The organism is Dyadobacter sp. CY326, assembly GCF_021390515.1.
Lineage (GTDB): Bacteria > Bacteroidota > Bacteroidia > Cytophagales > Spirosomataceae > Dyadobacter.
Genome location: NZ_JAJUXI010000004.1, coordinates 81672 through 98912 on the forward strand (window position 1 = coordinate 81672; position 17241 = coordinate 98912).

The 17241-nt window shown below is 42.8% G+C and carries 12 protein-coding genes and 2 tRNA genes; 3 read left to right on the forward strand and 11 right to left on the reverse strand.

All coding sequences use genetic code 11. The features are described from left to right. Positions 1–30: 30 nt before the first annotated feature. Positions 31–116 (reverse strand) — tRNA-Leu (locus LZG73_RS08715). 64 nt (positions 117–180) lie between these two features. Beyond that, positions 181–253, reverse strand: a tRNA-Gly gene (locus tag LZG73_RS08720). 353 nt (positions 254–606) lie between these two features. Here LZG73_RS08720 and LZG73_RS08725 point away from each other — a divergent pair. Together LZG73_RS08725 and LZG73_RS08730 are read left to right on the forward strand one after the other, a co-directional pair. Next, a complete protein-coding gene (locus LZG73_RS08725; RefSeq protein WP_233847737.1) occupies positions 607–1677 on the forward strand; it encodes a TerC/Alx family metal homeostasis membrane protein in 1071 nt (356 codons plus the stop codon). 27 nt (positions 1678–1704) lie between these two features. After that, the gene (locus LZG73_RS08730; protein WP_233847738.1) at positions 1705–5718 is read left to right on the forward strand and encodes an AAA domain-containing protein; all 4014 of its coding nucleotides are present in this window, start codon (positions 1705–1707) and stop codon (positions 5716–5718) included. On the opposite strand, the gene LZG73_RS08735 is transcribed toward LZG73_RS08730, so the two are convergent. Further along, positions 5686–6396, reverse strand: a complete 711-nt coding sequence (locus LZG73_RS08735; protein ID WP_233847739.1) for a DUF1080 domain-containing protein — start codon at positions 6394–6396, stop codon at positions 5686–5688. The two genes, LZG73_RS08730 and LZG73_RS08735, sit on opposite strands and share 33 nt — an antisense overlap. Positions 6397–6525: 129 nt before the next feature. On the opposite strand from LZG73_RS08735, the gene LZG73_RS08740 reads away from it, so the two are divergent. Continuing rightward, positions 6526–6918: an HIT family protein gene (locus LZG73_RS08740; RefSeq protein WP_233847740.1), complete on the forward strand. Its 393-nt coding sequence runs from the start codon at positions 6526–6528 to the stop codon at positions 6916–6918. A gap of 30 nt (positions 6919–6948) precedes the next feature. Here LZG73_RS08740 and LZG73_RS08745 read toward each other — a convergent pair whose 3' ends face one another. From LZG73_RS08745 to LZG73_RS08780, 8 genes are all read right to left on the reverse strand, one after another. Beyond that, positions 6949–8415: a capsule assembly Wzi family protein gene (locus LZG73_RS08745; protein ID WP_233847743.1), complete on the reverse strand. Its 1467-nt coding sequence runs from the start codon at positions 8413–8415 to the stop codon at positions 6949–6951. Positions 8416–8524: 109 nt separating this feature from the next. Then, positions 8525–9967, reverse strand: a complete 1443-nt coding sequence (locus tag LZG73_RS08750) for a capsule assembly Wzi family protein (protein ID WP_233847745.1) — start codon at positions 9965–9967, stop codon at positions 8525–8527. 201 nt (positions 9968–10168) lie between these two features. Further along, entirely contained in the window at positions 10169–11170 is a 1002-nt protein-coding gene (locus LZG73_RS25575; protein WP_310588393.1) for a sugar transferase, read from the reverse strand. A gap of 247 nt (positions 11171–11417) precedes the next feature. After that, complete coding sequence (locus LZG73_RS08760) at positions 11418–12587, reverse strand: glycosyltransferase family 4 protein (RefSeq protein WP_233847747.1); 1170 nt, start codon at positions 12585–12587, stop codon at positions 11418–11420. A gap of 5 nt (positions 12588–12592) precedes the next feature. Next, positions 12593–13576: an SDR family oxidoreductase gene (locus tag LZG73_RS08765; RefSeq protein ID WP_233847749.1), complete on the reverse strand. Its 984-nt coding sequence runs from the start codon at positions 13574–13576 to the stop codon at positions 12593–12595. 28 nt (positions 13577–13604) lie between these two features. Then, a complete protein-coding gene (locus tag LZG73_RS08770; RefSeq protein ID WP_233847754.1) occupies positions 13605–14870 on the reverse strand; it encodes a nucleotide sugar dehydrogenase in 1266 nt (421 codons plus the stop codon). 46 nt (positions 14871–14916) lie between these two features. Further along, the gene (locus tag LZG73_RS08775) at positions 14917–16017 is read right to left on the reverse strand and encodes a glycosyltransferase family 4 protein (RefSeq protein WP_233847756.1); all 1101 of its coding nucleotides are present in this window, start codon (positions 16015–16017) and stop codon (positions 14917–14919) included. Positions 16018–16065: 48 nt separating this feature from the next. Continuing rightward, positions 16066–17184, reverse strand: coding sequence for a glycosyltransferase family 4 protein (locus LZG73_RS08780; RefSeq protein ID WP_233847758.1), 1119 nt, complete (start codon positions 17182–17184; stop codon positions 16066–16068). Between the last annotated feature and the right edge of the window lie 57 nt (positions 17185–17241).

The window sequence follows — 17241 nt, forward strand, 5'->3', positions numbered from 1 at the left end:
AAAAGCCCTTAGCGCGATGCTAAGGGCTTGTACCGGGGACGGGAATCGAACCCGTACGAGCGTTTCGGCTCACAGGATTTTAAGTCCTGCGTGTCTACCAGTTCCACCACCCCGGCATTAGCCAATTATTGAGATGGCATATAGAGAAAAAAAGCACCGTTTCCGGTGCTTTAACCTCTGAGCGAAAGACGGGGTTCGAACCCGCGACCTCGACCTTGGCAAGGTCGCGCTCTACCAGCTGAGCTACTTTCGCATAACCGTTTTTGATTATGGTGGTGCAAATGTAGAAACCGCTGATATGTGACGCAAGTTTTTGAGTGAAATATTTAACAAAAAAATTTCAACTTTTTATTAACAAATTGTTACTCAATTGATATGCAGGGCACATTTTTTTATAGGCGTCGAAAAAAAGTGAAACATTCGACGACGCATTGCCCGGTTTTAATGGGCATCATCCCTGCCGTACATTAAATTTCCGCCGCCCGTCCTATTTAATTTAAGCACTTTATATTTTAGTTACCTTTGCCTCTTTGACAGGATTGCATAGATTGCTATTTATTGTTTTATCCTGTCTCTGGTCGATTTATTTTTATTAAATATACATTCATGTTTTCCAACGAAGTGCTGTTTTTTGGCGGGTTTATATTGGTGATCAGCATCATGCTGCTTTTAGACCTTGGCGTTTTTAATAAAAAAGATCACGTAGTAAAATTTGGTGAAGCTGCGGCCTGGACGGTTGCGTGGATTTTTTTGGCGCTCGTCTTCTACGTCATCATTAACACGCATGGAGATCTGGTGCATGGCATGGAAAACTTTGCCGATTTATCGGCGGTGAAAGACAAGTATGCGCCGCAATTGAAGCTGATTCCGGGAAATTATGAGGGCAGCCTTGAAATTTACAGGAAGAACATGTCGCTTGAATTTATCACAGGCTATCTTCTTGAATATGCACTCTCGGTGGACAATATTTTTGTCATTATCCTGATCTTTTCTTCCTTCGGCGTTAGGCCACAATATTACAAAAAAGTGCTTTTCTGGGGCGTTTTGGGGGCAATTGTCATGCGGTTCATATTCATTTTCCTTGGATCTGCATTGATGCAGCGCTTTGAATGGATCATTTATATTTTCGGATTGCTGCTCGTTTATCAGGGTGGAAAAATCTTTTTTGAAGGCGGGGAAGATGAAAAAATTGATCCGGCGAAGCATCCTGTTGTGAAATTTGCTGCCAAATATTTGCCTGTCTTTCCAAGATATGTTCGCGAGCATTTCTTTGTTTTGAAGAAAGGAAAATGGCTTGTAACACCGCTTTTCGTGGTTGTGCTGATCGTTGAATTCACTGACCTAATCTTCGCTGTTGACTCCGTTCCGGCCGTGTTTTCAGTGACAAAAGATCCTTATGTGGTCTTCTTTTCCAACATATTTGCCATCATGGGGCTTCGATCCATGTTCTTTTTCCTAAGCAATATCATGGGCCTTTTCCGGTTCCTCAAATATGGTTTGGGCGTCCTGCTCGTCTTTATCGGCGCGAAAATGCTGTTCCACAAGCCTTTGGAGGAAATGGGCTTTGAAACGGTTTATTCCCTGTATGTGATTGTGGGCATCTTGGCCGTGAGCATATTGGCGTCCGTAATTTTCCCTGAGAAAAAACAGGTCACATCCGGAGCCGTTGCCAAATAGTTAACCGTTCAGGATCGTTTGGTTTTTATGGATCGCATTCTCAAAGCTTACTTAAAACGGCTTACAAATCTTAGTACGCGCAACAAATCGTTGTTATTGCCGAGCTTGCCCTCGGAACAATTCCTGGATCTGAATGAAACAGATTTTCTTCTTGAAAAGCCTTCTGTTGAACTGATTAGGCAGTTAATCCAGGGAAAAACGCGCATTGCACTTTGCGATGTTGCCGATGCACGTTTTGAGAAAGTAAATGAGGTTAGCAAAAAGCTAAGGAAAATTTCCCGCACCGAGCGTTTTATTGAAGAGGAGCGGGGTTCGCGCGATTTATATGTCGGATATCCTTTTGTGAAGGGTAAACTTTCAGACGGCACGCCAATCCATGCGCCGCTGCTGTTTTTCCCGGTCACATTAAAAATGGATTGTGAGCAATGGTGTCTGTTTGAAGTTCCGGAAAGCGAAGTGCTTCTTAATCAAAGTTTTGCGCTTGCTTACGCACATTTTAATGAATCGGTAATTTCGGACGAAACGCTTGAAAAATCATTCGAAGATTTCTCCAAGGATTTTCTGGAATTCAGGACGCAATTGTACGAATGGTTGAAGTCTACACCATTCAAAATCAATTTTAATCAGGAGCTTTTCGAGGATAAGCTGATTCCATTTAATGCGCAAAAAAGCTCAGAACTTGATGTTAATGAGCGCAATGGAGAGCTGAAACTCTTCCCGGAAGCGGTTCTCGGCATTTTCCCCCAAGCCGGATCTCACTTGGTCCCGGATTACAACTTGCTGATCGAAAACGCGCAAGAATCAACTTTCAACATTCCACTGATTGAGGCGGATTTGGAAGAAGACAAAAAGGATATTTTAAGCCCGCCATCCAAATCAAGGATCGTCAAAGAAGAGGAAATCCTAACGCCGTTTTCGGTTGACCAGTCCCAGGAAGAGATCATTTTAGCAGTAAAATCTGGGAAATCTGTCGTGGTGCAAGGGCCTCCGGGGAGCGGCAAATCGCAGCTGATTTGCAATTTAATGGCCGATTTTGCTGCGAGAGGTAAACGTGTTTTGCTGGTTTGCCAGAAAAGGGTCGCGCTTGATGTGGTTTACCAAAGATTGCAAACTATTGGAATGACTGATTTTGTCGGCCTCATTCATGATTTCAAAAACGACCGGCCTGGTTTATATCGTCAGCTGGCGTCCCAAATTGATAAAGTTGAAGCTTATAAACAGCAAAATTATAGCCTGGATGCTGTTTTTTTGGAACGGCAATTTACGCAGCAAAGCCGGGCAATCGATCGCACGGTGCAGGAGCTCGACGCATTTCGCAAAGCATTGTTTGATGAAAATGAATGCGGTGTAAGCATTAAGGAACTGTATCTGACCAGCGATCAAAAAGCGCCCCAGGTTAATCTGAGTGAAGTTTTCCGGTCTTTTCGGATGGACAACCTGGATGTTTTCCGAAGGAATTTGAAAACGTACAGCAGTTACGTTGCATATTTTTTGCCCGATCATTTTTGGGAGCAGCGCAAGAGCTTTGCAAACTTCGGGTTGGCGGAGCTCCGCAACATGGAAAAGATGCTCAGCGAATGGCCGGCAATTTATCAGAAACAAGCGCAAAAGTTCGAGCAGCTAACGCGACAGCCCTTTTCATTGGATTTTCTCGAAAACAAAAACGAGCTCATTGAACGTCTCACAGACATTTCTGAGCTCGTATCGGACCCGATAACATTCAAACAATTTCAAAAATACATTTCATCCAACTCCAATGTGCACGAGCGGCTTGCATTCATCAGGCAAACCACGGATGCATTGGAAGGATTTCTGGCGGAAGATGGCATTGCGTTTTCGCTGCCTTCTACGAAACTTGCTGCTTTTGCACAAACATTGAAAAAATCGATTGAGGCCAATCAGTCCACGGTTTCTGGACTATGGTGGAATATGTTTGGCAAAGAAAAGCGCGAAGTGGAGCAAGTGGCAAAGGAAAACGGACTTTCTATTTCTTCGGAAGACCTTTCAATCCTTGAAATCAGGCTCAGAAATCGCATTGAATTGGAAAGTTGGTTGGGTAACAAACTTTTGATCTTCGATAATAAAGACATTGATAATGATGCATCTGACGTTGGCGCGGAATATTCATTGTTTTTCCAAAAGGCAGAGGCGGCGGCTGATGCGGCAGTCAGGGCATTATTGAATCCTTGGACATCAATTCTTAAAAAGATCGCAACTGAATGTCCGGATGCTGCGATTTTTCTTGACATTATAACCAATCTCAAAAACTGGGCGGAAACTTGGAACCGCATTGAAGCCGCTATGTCGCCGTTTTTGTTGAATGAGCAAATTCAAAAGCTGCTTGACGAACCACCATTGTATAGCGAGCAACTTTTGGCGTCACTGCGCAAGGATTTTGATTCAATGGTTGATATGGACAAGCTTTTTAGCAGCCTGACTCATGTTGAACAAACTGTTACAAAGCTGGTTGTTGAAGCTAGCCGCAAATTAAGCCACACCAATGTTGACACAATTCCAAATCTCTTTGACAACAGCATTAAACTGGCCTGGATTGAACACATTGAAAGCAAATATCCAGACTTGCGAGCGGTTACTTCGCTGAAAATGAAGCAATGGGAGGATGGTTTGCAGGAATGTATCATTGGAAAACAAAAGTTAAGCACCGACATCACCGGCATTAAACTTCGTGAGGCGACTTACGAAGACGTTGCTAAAAACAGGCTTGGCAACCGCGTAACATATCGCGAACTGGGTCATCAAGTGACAAAAAAGCGTAAGATTTGGCCGATAAGGAAGCTGCTTGAAAATTATACGGATGAAGTTTTCGCCCTCATGCCGTGCTGGATGGCTTCTCCGGAGGCCGTATCAGCCGTTTTTCCAATGCAGGCAGCGTTATTTGATCTTGTGATTTTTGACGAGGCTTCGCAATGTTATGCGGAATATGGTTTGCCGGCGGCGTTTCGCGGTGCGCAAATTGTGGTTACGGGAGATAGCAAACAGCTTTCTCCAAGTGATTTATACAAAATCCGCTACGAGGATAAAGCGGAGCCAGACACTTATTCGCCGGCAATGGAAATTGAGTCACTGCTCGATTTGGCGGCGCAATCGCTGGATCAATATCAGCTCACAGGCCATTACAGAAGCCTTTCTTTGGATCTGATCGATTTCTCAAACAGGCATTTTTACAAAGACACATTGCGGCTCCTTCCTGATTTTGCAAAAATAAATGAGAGCCAGCCCGGAATCCATTACATCAAAACAGACGGCGTTTGGAAGAACAATGTCAATCTCATTGAAATAGAAAAGGTTGTGGAGCTGGTTAGGGAGCTTGGGCCTTCCGGTAAGAGTGTTGGTGTGGTCACATTCAATTTTTACCAGCAGGCTGCAATTCAGGACAGGTTTGAAAAGGATGGCGTCTTGTTTAAAGATCTTTTTGTGAAAAATATCGAGAACGTCCAGGGCGACGAGCGTGATATTATTATTTTTTCAATGGGTTATGCGCCGGATGAAAAAGGGAAAGTTTCCATGCAGTTTGGAAGCTTGAATATGCAAGGCGGGGAGAACAGGCTCAATGTTGCCATCACCAGGGCGCGAGAGCAGATTTACTTCGTAACGAGCTTATGGCCAGCGCAGTTACAAACTGATCAGACTGCGAATGCAGGTCCCAAAATTCTGAAATCCTATCTCGAATATGCGTTAGAAGTTTCGGAAGGAAAGTTTCGGCCCATGCCTGTGCCGACGGGCAAATTCAAGTCCGACTGGCTTTTGAAGGATCAGTTGGTGAAGCGTAATGATGATTTTGAGAAGGAGCTTCCTTTTGGTGATATAACTGTAAAAAGGGAAGGGGCTTATAAGGGCTTGGTTCTGACGGATGATGATTTGTATCATTACAGCAAATCATCAAAAGAACCGCACGCTTACTTGCCCCTTCTGCTCCGGCAAAAAAACTGGCCGTTTAGCCGCGTTTATAGCCGTGAATATTGGTCTGGAACTCTGAATTCGGAAGCATTAAAGCTCCTTAATCCGAATGTTTCTGAATGAAACTTTGTCGCCGTGATCTTGCAAAGCAATTTTTCCTTTTGGAGATGCGCCGAATCCTTCCCAGGTTTTGAATTTGCTGTTTGCAACAAGCTTGTCCCATTCGCCGCCTTGCGCCGGAAAATCAACGACTTTTTTGCCGTTCAACCAGCTTTCGCCTTTTCCGCCTTTGATGATCACTTTCGCTTTGTTCCACTCGCCAGCAGGTTTCACCACAGCAAAATCGGTCGGAGGAAGCATGTCGTAAAGTGAGCCTGACTTGTGGTTTCCTTCTTTTCCAGCCTTTGCATCAGGGTGTTTAACATCGTCAAGAATTTGAATTTCAGGGCCAGTTGAGTAAGGGCAGCAATATTTTTTGTCCTCAATCACGTGGTAAATGATGCCGCTGTTTCCGCTTTCTGCAATTTTCCATTCCAATTCAAGCTCGAAATCGCCATATTCTTTATCAGTTACAAGATCTTTTCCGCCTTTTTCTGAAAGAACGATTGCGTCACCTTCCACTTTCCACTGAGGCAATACTTTGTCAGATTGCCAGCTGTGCCAGCCGTTAAGGGTTTTGCCATCAAATAATTTCACCCACTTTCCCTTATCCTGAGCTTCTGCCGGATCTGAGATCAATGCAATTGAAAACAATGCGACAACTGTTCCTTTCGTGAAAGCACGCCATTTTGTAAAATTCATATCCTTGTTGTTAAAGTTTTGGAGCACAATATTAAGTACTTTTAAGTTTTTAATTACTTATTCCGTGGAAAGATAAACGAGCGTTGCTGCGCTAAATTTTGCCTGGAATCTATATTTAACACAAATCTGATGGCTTCTATATTCTCAAAAATTGTCAGCGGCGACATTCCTTCACACAAGATTGCTGAGTCAGAAGATTTTCTGGCTTTCCTCGACGCATTCCCGATTACAGCAGGGCATACGCTTGTCATTCCCAAAAAGGAAATTGATTATTTGTTTGATCTGGATGATAAATTATACGCAGAGCTGTTTCTTTTCGCGAAGAGCATTGTTCCTGCAATTCAGAAAGTGGTGCCGTGCCTGCGCATTGGGTTATCTGTAATTGGGCTGGAAGTGCCCCATACACATATTCATTTGCTCCCGCTTAACAGCATGCAGGACGCTGATTTTTCCAAAAAAATAACAATGTCTCAGGAAGAATTAGCAAGTTTGGCGGCAAAAATCCGTGCAGAAATTCACTGATTAAGGAGCCAAGGAACCGAATGCTGCTGCTTAATTGAAGGAGAATTCTTTTCTAATTCCAAGCATAAAGCCATGGGTTTTGCGATACAAATCACCAATGTCGCTGGCGTAAGAACCTTTTACAATCATTCCGCCCAGAAGGTTTACATTCGTTTGTGCGCCAATGAGGCCTGAAAATTGTTTGGGTGAATCATGGAAACGTTCTCTGTAAGTTCCGGAATTACTCGAGTAGGAAAGTTTGGTATGCCATTGCAATTTTCTGAAAAGTGTTCCTTTTAAGCCCATATGCCATACCAGTACCCGATTGTTACTCGTAAAATTGTCGGCATAATTTGGCCAATTCCATTTGGTTTGTGAAGTTGGTGGAATGAACGGGGTTCCAATGGTGCGGTCATGATAGGACCATCCGTCACGGATCTGCTGATTGTTGAAATAGTTATCATTGCCTCGCTTTTTGCCATTTCCCATGTCAAACTGATCGCCGCCCTGGTCCTTGGTAAAAAGCATTTCAAGAACGCCTTCAGTTATTTCGAAATTCGCTCCGTAAGAATTTTTTCTTCTGATGCGAATGCCATTCAGGCCATCTTTAACGCCTTTCAGATAAAACAGAGAGCCGTCTTCATAGATAAATTGCCTGTAAACATAAATGCTGCTTCCATAAGTTTCGACTTCAAACGCAACGTCGAGTGATCCCAAGTGGTTACCCACCCGGTTTGTGCTGTCAAAGAATGTCACATCTTCTCCCGACCCACCGATGGTCCCGAAAACTGCGTGTAAATAGTTCGCAAAGCCGTCGGGAAGATTTCCGCTTTCGGAAACAAGATCTTTCGCTTTACCGCCCCACTGCACTTGATGGTTGAAACCGCCATATAATTTGAGTCGGGAATCGATTTTTCCTAGGCGAAGGTAAAATGCTTTTTGATGAAATTTAAGCCCACTGGTTGACGGTCTGCCTTTTTCAAACAAGCCATCGGAATAAAAGCCATTGAACGAGATCCAGCCTTTTGTGAGGGGAACGGCAACAAAGCCGCTCGTTCCAATGTAAAGTTTTGGAATCGGCAGCGCATTGCCTGACCAAGCATAAGAACCTGATCCCAATGTCGAGTCAGCCAATCCCACATATTGTTTTTTTCTTCCGATGAAGAGCTCCCAGTTTTTAAACTTTAATGTTGCATGCAGCTGCGGCAAGAGCAGTTTCTTGTTTTCGTTGAAATTCCCAACTGCTTCAATCCCAATGCCTGCACGCCACTTCGGAGACAAAGGCCAGTAATTTTCCAATGAAATGCGGGCGGTTCCGGCAGGGACATCTAGCGGCACAGTTCCAAACTGGTTCGCCTGAATCCAAAACGGCATATGTGTATTATTGCTTCCAAAGCCAGCAATCTCGACGAAATTGATTGTAGAATCTGCATATTCCGGAACTTGGTCAGGCTCGGATTGCGAGAAGCCGGCGAAAGAAATGCATAGCAAAAATTGAAGGAAAGGAAAGAATCTCATAAGCGTGCCCTCAAGCTTTTCGTAATGTGTATAATGTGACTCTTTGACAAAAATAAGTATAACTTTTTGCTATTCATATTGGACATAACAGTAATAGCAAATGTAACCATTAGTCAAGGAATCCACTTTTACGAATGCCAGCAATCAGACCGTAAGATTTTGGGTAAAGTTGACCGAAATCAGAAGTCAGATTTGTGAAAACGCTACACCCATTAAGCAGTTTAACGTTTTTCTCCGCCGTGAGCGACAAGGAAATCTGCTCTTTCATTGTGTCAAACGGGCTGAGTAATGAGCCTGAATTTCTTGAATAAGTGGCTCTTAAACCAAAATATGCTTTTAGCCATGTTGCCGTTATCCCGCCATGAAATGCCCAAAACCTATTATTATTGGTGAACTCTGTGGCATTGAAGGGCAACTTTTTATCAGTTATTGTTTTGCCTGGTGCGAGCGGCGTTCCAATTCCGCGGTCAAAATACGACCAGCCGCGTTGGTAAATGTAACTGTTATAATAATTGCCTTTTTCGTAGATGGAAAGACCGGACAGCGGAGAGCGGTTCACTTGACTATTTGTTCCAACAACTTCAATTAGAGCACTTTGCAGTGCAAATGACGACGTTTTTACAAAAGAAGCTTTTATTCTTCTTAACCTCAGTCCATTGAGTCCATCCTGGAAGTTAATGAGCTTAAACAATGAGCCAGTTTCATAAATATTCTGCCTATAGAGCAGGTAAGACCACTTTTTTCCTTGCCATTCTCCGGCCAGGTCAACCGTTCCGAAGTGGTTGCCAACCTTGTTGTAATTCAATGTTTTCCCGCTGATTGTATACCAATAAGCCTTCAACGGTTCCAGCTCAAAAAGTGGCGTGATTTTCTCTTCGCCTCCCCAAACTGCCTGGTGGTTGGCGCCAAAGTGGATTTTTAAACGTCCGTTATCTTGTCCAAAGCGAAAATAAAGCGATTTTTGGTGAAAGTAGGTGTAGGAAACTTCGCGTTCGACACCATAGTTTAAGCGGCTGCTCCCTAAGAAGCCTTCGGAATAAGAGAATTTCAGCGCGACAAAGTTTTTGGTAAAATATAACGGCAGATAATTAGGTGCTGAAATTTGCACGCGTGGAAATGGCCTTGCATTGCCCGCCACTGACAGTGACCCGGATGTGAGTGTGGTGTCCATGATGCCCATCACATTGCTTTTTTGGCCAGCCATGATTTCAATTTTCCCAATCTTTGCAGCAAGGTAAGCATCGGATAAAAAAGCATTTGCGGATTTTCCATAACTTCCAATGCCTTGAATAGCGCCGCTCCATTGGAATGTCCTCGGGTTGTGCGGATTATAAACTTTATAAATGCCCGCATTAACAAGTCCGAAGTTGCCATCAAGTGGAATGCTGCCATTTTGATTTGCGTGTGCCCAAAACGGTGTTTGGTCCGTGGCACCGGATACCAGAATGCTAGCTTTGTAATATACAGTGGAGTCCTGGGCGTGTGAAGCCAATGCGAGACAAGTGATTACAGCAATAAGGAAAAGTTGCTTCAGATAGAGTGGGACCGGCATTTAATGTAATAATTACTCAAAACGGGACAGCGTTCAATTTGCCAAAGTTATCTGATAAAAATGGATTTTCTCCATCTAAAATGATAGCAATGTTTTTGAATTAAGTTGTCTAAAATACGTGCCTGAGAATTTGTAAAAGTAATTCGCAGACGAAATTGAACAGCGTCTTTAACGGAGTAACGAAGCGTTAATAAAGAAGAATCACCGACCTCTTTTGCCAAATATAACCACAGCGGTCAGCAAGATTATCTTCAATTCCAGCATCAGCGTCCAGTTCTTGATGTAATATAAATCATACATCAATTTATGGCGCGCATCAAAAACACCCGCTCCGTAAGAGTACATAACCTGAGCATAGCCTGTAATTCCAGGTTTGATGCTGTGGCGAGCGTTGTAGTAGGGGATTAATTCGTCGAAAGTTTCGGTGAAAACTTGCCTTTCTGGCCTTGGACCGATCAATGATAAGTCTCTTCTAAAAATATTGATGATTTGGGGCAGTTCGTCTATCCGGCTCAATCTCATGAATGATCCGTATGCGAACGTTCTGGAATCGTTTTTCTTGGAGAACGTGGCTCCATTAGATTCCGCGTCTAAGGACATTGAGCGAAATTTTATACACTTAAACGCTTTGTTGTCCATTCCAACCCGTTCCTGATAATAAAATACAGGCCCAGGGGATTCAAACTTGATTCTGAAGTAACTAAGAACCCACAAGGGGAATGTAAGGCAAAACAAAATGATTGAGACTGCCACGTCAATAATCTTCTTCGGATATCTTACTCTCCTGCCGAACGACGGCATGTCGGACAAGTTTGGATTTATTTCAGAAATGTCTTCCGGGATATAAACTTTCTTCAGGTTTTTTTCGCAAAAATCGTAGACTGTTGTGATTCTAATGGATTTGTTTTTGCGAATAACTAACTCGTAGATAACCTTGTTACGCTTGTCGTAATGTGGATTTGTGACAAGATGGACCTTTTCAAACTTGTCCAGTAACGGTCTGACAGTGTAGTTGATCAAATAATCGTCATCTGCTGTGTGCGGGACCAGGATTATTTCCCGGTAGGTTTCTCGTAGATTCTTTAAATCGTATTTCTGTAGAAAATAGTCATAACTCGTGATAATCAGAATTTCATCGGTAGAAGCGTGTTTGCTCAACAATCGATGTACGTACTTTCGATTAGAAACAGAAGTTTGATCCATATGTGTGCGACAAAAAATTAAAGCGTGTGCAAAAGGAATGCAATTATAAACTAAAAAATCCTATTTTGAAACAATTTGCTGACACATTGAACCTTCGGCAGGTCTCAATTATCAAAAGGCCTATAATCTGACTAATACAGAAACACTGTATTAAAACATTATGGAGTAGGGAGGGTATTTCAAGTACGCTATAAAGGTAGACAAAATAATTTATGCTTATTTACCTTTCTGTATTAAAATCGATTAATCAGCGGCCGCTTTTCTGCGAGACATTTTCGTTGTAAAATGCAAGAATGGTTCTCCAAAGCTGCTGCTGCTCAAAGTTTTGTAGTACAAATTGTTGTGCCAGTTTTCCCATTTCTCTGCTTGCCTGACGATTTTCTATCAATTTCTCACAAGCCACTACAATGGCTTCGACGTCTTTTGGCGGAATCAAAAATCCAGTTTTCCCATTTTCGATCATTTCATTGCAGCCATTAATGTCTGTCGCTATGCATGGAATGGCCATTCCGCTGGCTTGAAGAAGTGCTTGTGGAAAGCCCTCCCGATAACTTGGAAAAACAAATATATCGGACGCCGCCAAAAATTTCCGAACGTCTTTTTGATGTCCTACGGCGAAGATGGAATTATTGTTTTTAATTTCCCTTTCAGTGGACTCCTTTAATGGATTTAACGCCTCGGGCGCACCGATCAGCAGCAATTTGACATTGGGATGTGTTTTTTGCAGAATTAAAAAGGCTTCCACCAGCTCGTTAACGCCCTTATAAAAGGCAAGCCGGCCCATAAATCCCAGCACAATCTCTTCCTCTTTAATGCCATTTTCAAGTCTGAATTTTCTGCCTTCTTGAAACACCGACCCTGTACTGGAAAAGTAATCAAGGTCAATGCCGTTGCTACTTCCATTGCCCAATACAATGACCTTCTTTTCGTCAGGCAATAAGTTGTTCAAAATGAATGATCTAAGCTCGAAAGAATTCGGGAGGACCCAGTCTGCGCACCAATAAGTGAATTTTTCAACCGAGTCTAGTAAAATTCGCTTCGCGCCGTTCACTTCCATTAACGGCAATCCGGCCACTGTATGCATTTTGACTGGAACTCTGCACAGAAATGCAGCTAACATGCCAACTGTGCCAGCCTTGGGTGAGTGCGTATGAACAATGTCTGGCTTTAATCTTCGTATCAACCGGATTGTATGAAACAATGCGATCAAATCTTTAATCGGCGTGAGCTCCCGAGAAAGAGGAAGTGGAAAGAAATCTGCTTTTTGGTCTCTGATCAAATCGGGGACGTGCGAGTCCGGCGTGCTCGCCATGTAGACTTCAATGTCCCGTTGCGACATATATTTTAACTGGCCTTTCAGTAATATACGCAGCGAATAAGTTTCAGTCGAAATTCTCAGTAGTTTGATTTTACTCATGCCAACTAAACCACAGCTTTGAAATAGGAGATTGTTTCTTTTAATCCGTCTCTGAACAATGTTTCCGGCTGATAATCGAGCCATGACTTTGCTTTCGATATATCGGCCAGGCTGTGTTTTACGTCTCCTTTTCTTTCAGGAACATAGCTTGCTTGCACAGGGCTATTGACTTCGCTTGCGATAGTCGATACGAGCTGTGTTAATGTTGTCTGCTCGTTACAAGCGATGTTGAAAACCTCGTGCTTGTTTAAGTTTTGAGACAAAAGCGCTTTCACATTCGCCTGGACAACATTGGAAACGAAGGTGAAATCTCGTGAAGTTAGCCCATCACCATTGATAACAGGGCTTTCTCCTTTCAGTATTTGTGTGATAAAGAGCGGAATTACCGCCGCATAGGGCCCATTGATATTTTGTTTTGGGCCAAACACATTAAAATAGCGTAACCCAACACTGTGGAAATTGTATGTACGCGAGAAAACATCTGCGTAGAGTTCGTTGACATATTTTGTTACTGCATAAGGCGATAGCGGATTGCCTATGACCTCCTCCTTCTTTGGCAATGAGGGGCTGTCACCATAAGTTGATGAAGATGCCGCATAAACCATGCGCTTTACTCCTGATTCCTTAGCCGCCTGCAGCACATTGAGAAAACCGCTGATGTTCACATCATTGGTCGCGATTGGATCTGAAATCGATCGGGGGACAGAGCCAAGTGCAGCCTGGTGCAAAACAAAGTCCACGCCCTGCATTGCGCTTACGCAAGTGTTGTAATCTCGAATGTCCCCTTCAATAAATTCAACCTGGCCATTCTCAATAAACTCCGCAATGTTCTCAATATAACCTGTCGAGAGATTGTCCAAAACAATGATTTTTCCGGCTTGATGCTGTGCAAGATATTCGACTAAATTAGATCCGATGAATCCTGCGCCTCCGGTTACGAGAAAAGCCAGGGAGCTGATATCTTCCTGATGATATTTGTTAAAAACCATGTTATTTAAATGTTGAGACTTTATGATTTCAAAGGCGTGCGGCAACTTTGTTTTTAGGGAAAATACCTTTAACATCGTAGATCACGGGCCCGTTTGTTTCGTCTGGAAGATCGAGCTGCAAGAATTGTTCGTGACCAACTGCGGCAATGATGCCCTGGAACTTACTTAGGTCACTTAGTTCACTTGTTAATGTAATGCCATATTCATGCTCCACTTCTGCCTTGTCAGCCCAGGGATCATAAACGTGCACGTTCATTTCGTAACTTTCCAATTCCCTGATAATATCAATGACCCGACTATTCCGAATGTCAGGGCAATTTTCCTTGAAAGTTATGCCCAACACAAGAACGTCCTGGCCCTTAATCTTGCGTTCACTTTGTATGAGCAATTTAATAAATTGAGTAGCGACGTAAGGCCCCATCGAGTCGTTTAACCTGCGGCCAGCCAAGATTATTTCGGGGTGATAACCAACTTCCTTGGCTTTTTGAGCTAGATAAAAAGGATCGACGCCAATGCAATGGCCACCAACAAGGCCGGGTTTAAAAGGAAGGAAATTCCACTTTGTGCCAGCTGCTTCCAAAACTTCGCTCGTATCTATTTTTAACAAATTGAAGATTTTGGCAAGCTCATTAACAAAGGCAATGTTTATGTCCCGCTGCGCATTTTCAATGACTTTGGCCGATTCGGCAACTTTAATGCTTGAAGCTTTGAAAGTTCCTGCCGTGATGATCGAGCTGTAAAGCTCATCAATTTCATTTGCGATTTCAGGAGTGGATCCGGAAGTAACCTTGCGAATTTTTGTAAGCGTATGGTGTTTGTCACCAGGATTAATTCTTTCGGGAGAATAGCCGCAGAAAAAGTCTTTATTGAATGTCAAGCCCGAAATTTTTTCAAGAATTGGCACGCAATAATCCTCGGTGACACCCGGATACACAGTCGATTCGTAAATTACTATATCGCCAGCCTTTAAATTATGGGCAACTGTTTCTGTCGCTTTGCGGACAGGCGTCAAATCGGGATTGTTGAATTGATCAACTGGGGTCGGGACTGTAATGATAAAGATAGAAGCGCTATTTATATCTGATGGAACAGACGTGAATGTAAGCCGCGATGAGGCTTTAAGGCCCGCTTCATCAACTTCAAGCGTTCGATCAAAATGCTGTTTTAGTTCTTCTATTCTTTTTGTGTTAATGTCAAGTCCGATTGTGTCAAACTTTTTCCCAAATTCTACTGCCAGTGGAAGGCCAACATAACCCAGGCCAACGACGCAAATTGATTTATTTTCTTGGTGCATATATAGTTGTGATTGTTTAATTTTTTGCTCCCGATCTATTATGCGGTTAGGAGGCTTTGTCTAGATCTTCTTGTATTGTTTTTGTCAAAGTTGCCGAGTAAGTGCTTATGTTTCGAGCATTCTCAAAGCAAGTTGTGGATATCTGTTCATAAAGACTAGGGTTTTGGAAAACCTTTTCGATTTTTGCCAACGCAACATCCCATTCTTTCTGATCCGTAATGTCCACGAATATCGCAGATGCCATATCTTTTGCGTAATTAGGGATTTCTCCAACAGGAGATACAATGCAAACCATTCCATGTTGCATAGCTTCTGCAACGCTCATGGCCATTCCTTCTTTTGAGCTAAGCTGGATAAGAAAATTGTGGCTGCTAAAAGCTGCAAGCTTCCCCGAGTGATTCACCTCAGCTTTAAAATTAATGTAGTTGCTTAGCTGTTTATTCTCAATGTGCTGAATAGTTTCGTTTAATACGCCATTGTCTCTCCCGTAAATGTCCAATGTGACTGGCCATCCTCGTTCACGAAGATCGTGAACCATGTCTACGGCCAGCGGTAAATTTTTTATAGGGTTTAGCCGTCCAAGGAACATCAACTTAATGTTATTCGAGTTAAATTCGGCTATTTTCCGCTCAGGGGGCGAGGGGTGTGTGTAAAAAGAAATAACCTTTACGATAGTGGATGGTTTTTTGAAAACAGAAATAAAATCTGAAGCTGCCTTGGAGTCGGCAAGGATTTTGTCGGCTGACTTGCTTGCTGCAAGCGTGCAGATTCTGTCAAAAACGTGCGCGAACCTTGTGCTGTGAATAAAGGAATAGAATGTAATATTCTTATTTAACCGCTTTACCATAGAACCAATCAGCGATGCCCTCCACAGCGAGCAGATCATTATATCAGGCTGGAAATTCAGGACAAAAGATACAAGTTTGGAAAGGTGCGCCGGATATGTATAGAGTTTATAATTAAAAGTTTGAAGGCACGCCTGCTCTTCAAGTGAAAGGTGCGCTGTTAATCCCGGATCAATTTTCCCAAGAACCATGACTTTTAACTCGAACTTCGCATTGAGTTCAGGAATCGCCGATATAAGCGCCATCTCAACCCCGCCCATTTCTATGTCATGCAGGATGTAAATAACTTTTTTCTTTTTCAAAATATTGCTTAACGAGATGTGTGAGGAAGCAGACAGGGATTGCCGAAGTTATATTTTTAACAGCTTACTATAACCATTGACCATATTACTCAAACTGAAATTGTTTTCGTAATGCGTGCGTGCGCCTGCGGCTAAGGCTTTTGCTAGGGCTGGATTGGATACAATGCTTTCTATCTTGTCCACCAGATCGTCCGCATTGCCACACTCGAATAAGAGGCCATTTTTTTTCGGAATAATAAATTCCTGAACTCCTCTCACGCGCGTTCCTAGAAAGATTAAGCCGTAGCCCATTGCTTCCAACATGGAGATACTCATTGCCTCACCCGTTGTGGACTGGATATAAATGTCAACATTCTGATAAAATGCCTTCATACTCGTTTTAGACAACAGTCCGTGAAACGCGACGTAAGGTCTGAGTTGGAGTTCATCTACCAGTTTTTCAATCTTCGCTCTGTTTGGGCCATCCCCGGCAATTTCAAAAATATATTTTATAGAACCCGATGCATTCAGCTTTGCAGTTGCCCGCAAGACTGTTTCAAAATCTTTGCAATCATCAAACCTGGCAGCCATCCCGAGCTTGATCGTTTGTTTGTTTGCAAGCGTTTCGGCGGAAGTGGTGCGTGCAGGAATATTTAATCCGTTAGGAACGACAACGAGTTTTCTTGCAAAAATCTTGGAAAGAGGACTCATTTTCTGCGAAAAACCTTCTGCGTATGCTTGTGAAGCGGGCACAACATATTCAAAAAACGCAAATCCAATATATGAATGTAAGTATTCCTTGATGCTCGTGAGATTGAGCGGATGTTGCTCAATGGTGATGATATTTGACCGAAAGAAGTTGAGCAATTTATATGCTAGTATGCCAAAAATTGGCGCAGAAGAAGCTAGCAGTACATTTTTCGGTTTGTGTCGTTGAAGAAATCGAAAAACCTGAAATTCGGCAGGAAGGTCTATTTTCGGGCGCGTCTTTTTTGCAAAGTGATGATTTATTCCAAAAGAATTCAACTCATCGATGTATCCTGAATTAACAGATTCGGTTTTGCCGTAAAAAATAAATATCGTGTCTTCTTTTGGTATATCTACGCCTCCTGCAAAATTTAACCCGACCTGCGTTGCTCCACTTAGCCCACTAAAACCTACAACAGCTAATTTTTTTGACTTAATCATTAAAGAAATAAGGCGAATGTGTGTAAAAAGAACTTCTAATTGCAAAAATAGCCAATA